This window comes from Pseudomonas sp. EL_65y_Pfl2_R96 (assembly GCF_963970905.1).
Lineage (GTDB): Bacteria > Pseudomonadota > Gammaproteobacteria > Pseudomonadales > Pseudomonadaceae > Aquipseudomonas.
Window position 1 is genome coordinate 1 of the sequence record NZ_CAXAQH010000396.1, and the last position, 434, is coordinate 434.

General features: G+C 65.9%; 1 protein-coding gene. It reads left to right on the top strand.

Annotated elements, in window-relative coordinates; translation table 11 throughout:
* A partial coding sequence (locus AACY49_RS31235; RefSeq protein ID WP_339528208.1) for a hypothetical protein occupies nucleotides 1-434 on the top strand: 434 nt, incomplete at both ends.

Here is a 434-nt window from a genome sequence, read left to right on the forward strand (position 1 = left end):
CGTGGTGGCGATTGCCGCGCTCGGGGTTTCTATCGGGGCTGTGCCGCGCGCGCCCTTGTTGCCGGTCGAGGCCGAGCACGCCGCGTTGACCAAGCTGCCGCCGCCGCATGAGCCGCTGCTGAAGCGCGCGCGGCATGATTTGAACGACTATGCCCGGCTGCTCGGCGCGCGTCCGCGCGGGGTTGGGGTCGATCAGCCATTGGCGATCGCGTTTCATGCGCCTTGGGACGAGTCCTCGGCGGCATCCCTCCGTCGCAATATCGCTGAGCTTGACTGGCTGATTCCGGGCTGGGTTTCGGTCACTGGCGCGGATCATAAGGTCACTGTGTTTCGGGATGTTGCGGGGCGGGAGATCATCAACCGGTCGCCGCATCGCCCCCTGATCTTGCCGATGATCCAGAATGCGGTGAACGGCAATTGGGATCCGCGCGGCA